This is a genomic window from Yoonia sp., from assembly GCF_036007805.1.
GTDB lineage: Bacteria > Pseudomonadota > Alphaproteobacteria > Rhodobacterales > Rhodobacteraceae > Yoonia.
Window position 1 is genome coordinate 1 of record NZ_DASYOK010000240.1, and the last position, 3,447, is coordinate 3,447.

At 58.6% G+C, this 3,447-nt stretch carries 3 protein-coding genes; all 3 read right to left on the reverse strand.

Annotated elements, in window-relative coordinates; genetic code table 11:
• A partial coding sequence (locus VGP75_RS13160; RefSeq protein WP_327544107.1) for a glutamate synthase central domain-containing protein occupies window positions 1-2,072 on the reverse strand: 2,072 nt, incomplete at its 3' end.
• A gap of 53 nt (window positions 2,073-2,125) precedes the next feature.
• Window positions 2,126-2,788 carry a hypothetical protein gene (locus VGP75_RS13165; RefSeq protein WP_327544108.1) on the reverse strand — a complete coding sequence of 221 codons (663 nt, stop codon included), beginning with the start codon at window positions 2,786-2,788 and terminating at the stop codon, window positions 2,126-2,128.
• A partial coding sequence (locus tag VGP75_RS13170; RefSeq protein WP_327544109.1) for a hypothetical protein occupies window positions 2,785-3,447 on the reverse strand: 663 nt, incomplete at its 5' end. The genes VGP75_RS13170 and VGP75_RS13165, both read right to left, overlap by 4 nt.

Consider the following 3,447-nt stretch of genomic DNA (forward strand, 5'->3'; position numbering starts at 1 on the left):
CAGCCGATCAGCACCGCAAAGTAATGCGGATCAATACACTCGGCCGAGCGCACGTTGATCGAACAGAAGGTGCGCAAGCCCTTGGCCGTCAGGCCCGAGTGCACCGCAGAGGTTGCAAGGATCATCGGCATCGGCACCAGATCCTCAGATTGTTTCTGGTCGGTCAGGACAATATGGCCCGCACCCGAACGCACGGCGTCTTCGGCCTCTGCACGAATACGCTGCAGGCCTGCATTCAAAGACCCCGCACCCGGCGCGAAGACACAGTCGATCACAGCAACGCTGTCGCCGAACTGCTTCATCATCTGCTCGAACTCGGCGTTGGCGACGAAAGGACTTGCCAGCAACAGGATCTCGGTCTGCGACGAATCCTCGTCCAGCACGTTCTTGAGGTTCCCGAACCGCGTTTTCAGCGACATCACGCGGCTTTCGCGCAAACTGTCGATCGGCGGGTTTGTCACCTGGCTAAAGTTCTGCCGGAAGAAATGCGACAGCGGGCGGTACGTCTTGGACAGCACCGCCGACGGCGTGTCATCCCCCATGGAGGCAATCATTTCCTTGCCGTCCTCGGCCATGGGCGCGAGCACCTGTTCCAGCTCTTCAATGCTATAGCCTGCAGCCACCTGACGCTTGCGCAGGTCTGCCCCCTCAAAGATCGGCTTTTCGGGCACATCGCGCATGATGTCGTTCAGATCGACAACCTTCTCGACCCAGTCACCAAAGGGCTGGGCGGCGGCCAGTTTGTCCTTCAATTCCTTGTCGTGGTACAAACGCCCCTCTTGCATGTCCACGGCAATCATCTGCCCCGGACCAAGTGCGCCTTTTTCCACCACGGTCGCTTCATCGACAGGCACCATGCCCACTTCGGACCCTGCAACCAGCAGACCGTCACCTGTCACGACATAACGCAGCGGACGCAGACCATTGCGGTCCAGACCGCCGCAAACCCAACGCCCGTCCGTCATGGCCAATGCCGCCGGACCATCCCATGGCTCCATCACGGCGTTGCAATAACCGTACATGTCCTGCCACGCCTGCGGCATCTCGACCGCCTGTTGTGACCACGCCTCGGGCACCATCATGGTTTTCGCCATCGGCGCATTGCGACCGGCACGCACCAGAACCTCGAACACGGAATCAAGTGCAGCAGAGTCCGACGCACCCGATGGAATGATCGGCTTGATGTCACCGGCCTTGTCACCAAAAGCATTGGACGCCATGCGGATTTCATGGCTCTTCATCCAGTTGACGTTGCCTTTCAGCGTGTTGATCTCGCCGTTATGGGCCAACATGCGGAACGGCTGGGCCAAGGACCACTGCGGGAAGGTGTTGGTGGAATAGCGCTGGTGATAGATCGCAAAAGCACTCTCGAACCGCGCATCCATCAGATCAGGGTAGAACTCGGCCACCTGCTCGGCCAGCATCATACCCTTGTAGATCAGCGACCGGCACGACAACGAACACACATACATGCCGTTGATCGCAGCGGCGGTTGCCGCCTTCTCGATCCGGCGACGAATGATGTAAAGCTCGCGCTCGAACGCCTCATCATCCAGATCCTTTTCATTGCGGATCAGGATCTGTTCGATCTCGGGGCGGGTGGCGTTGGCCTTTTCACCCAGCACTTCGGTATTCACCGGCACATGGCGCCAGCCGTAGATATAGTGGCCCATGCGCAGCACTTCGGATTCCACAATTGTGCGGCAGCGTTCCTGGGCGGCAAAATCGGTGCGCGGCAGAAAGACCTGCCCCACAGCAATCAGCTTGCTCTCGTCAGGTTCATGGCCTGTGCGCCGGATCTGGTCGTAAAAGAAAGGCACAGGGATCTGCACGTGAATACCCGCGCCATCCCCTGTCTTGCCGTCGGCATCCACAGCGCCACGGTGCCAGACCGCCTTCAGCGCATTGATACCCTTTTCCACAACATCACGCGACGGGGTGCCATCAATCGACACCACAAGACCCACACCACAAGAGGCGTGTTCATCATCCGCCTTATACAGGCCATTCTCGGCCATCCACTGACGCTTGGCCTCTTCGGCGGCAACCCAAGTCTGGTCGTATGTTGTCATCTGCGTTTCCTTTCTAGGCGGGGCCACCACGCGGGTGGGCTTCAAATTCAGGCTTAAGAGATCGCGACACCACACCCGTGTTTCGGGCTGGCGCTCAGGAACCCCGGTTCACCGGGGAAGATAAATTCAACGGGGCGATTGGACCGCTCATAGGTGCCATCGGGCGTGGTCACAGTGCCGGTTCCGGCCAGAAACATACGCCAGTCGCGGTTGATAAATTCACGGCCTTGGGCCGCCCAAACCTCATTGCCCGCCCCGTCATAGGCGGTGATGTCATAGGTGGTCTCATCCAGCGTGACGCCATCAATCGTGATCTGACGGCCGGTCAACGTATCGCGGCCCACATAGCGGGTCTCGCCGATCTCGTCGGACAGGGTGCGAAAATCATAGGTATCAAGATCAGTCGCGATCAGTTCACTGAAAGACGCAGGATCAATGGGCGCACTCTCCAACACTTCGCCATGTCCACTCAGGACATGAAAACTGCTGATCCACTGCGCTTCATCATCGGTGACGCCGGTATAGGTCATGCCCTGCTCATCAAGGCTGACACGGCGTTTGTGTCCCTCGGGATCACCCAGACAGATAAAGTGGTGGTCCACCTGACAGCTCTCGCTTTGCACGGTCACAAACGCCTCACATCCACCCGGAAGGGCGAATGTCTCTTGCGCAGCAACGGGGCTGGCCAAAAGGATCAGGGCGCATGCCAGTCTCATGGGCGGAACCCTGATTCAATGACGTTACATTCGTACAAAGGCCGGTCCGCAAAGAACCCCGGCTCACCCGGATAGATGAACTCGACAGGTGACATATCAATCACCTGATCGGGGGTATCGTCGGACCAGCTTTCACCGAAAAAGAACAACCGGTGCTCTTCGCTGACATACTGGCGGCCACTGCTGGCATCTATCACATTGCCGTCGCCATCAATCGTGCGCCCCTGAAACTCGGTGTTGAGCAGGACTTCCCCGTCAATCTCGGTGGTCTCGCCGGTCAGCATGTCAAAGCCCACGTTGCGCTCGGTGCCGTCATCGGTTTCCAGCGTGAAATCCCATGTATCAATCTGGGTCTCGAAAAGCGTGGTCAGCGATGCAGGATCCTCGGCAGGGGTAATCAGACGCTCGTTTCCCGTCACCTTATAGGCCTCGACCCACTGAAACTCGGCGTCAACCTTTTGCACGCTGAACACACCCGCCTGTGTCAGCAGCGCGATCCACTGATCACCCGGTTCATCAGCGGCGCATTGCCAGACATTGGTCATGACGCAACCCTTGTTCTGGACGGTCAGCACGGCCTCACATCCCTCTGGCGCGGCAAAGCTCTGCTGGGCCATGGCCGGAGCGGCCACAACCAAAGCACTGAGGATGATCATCGG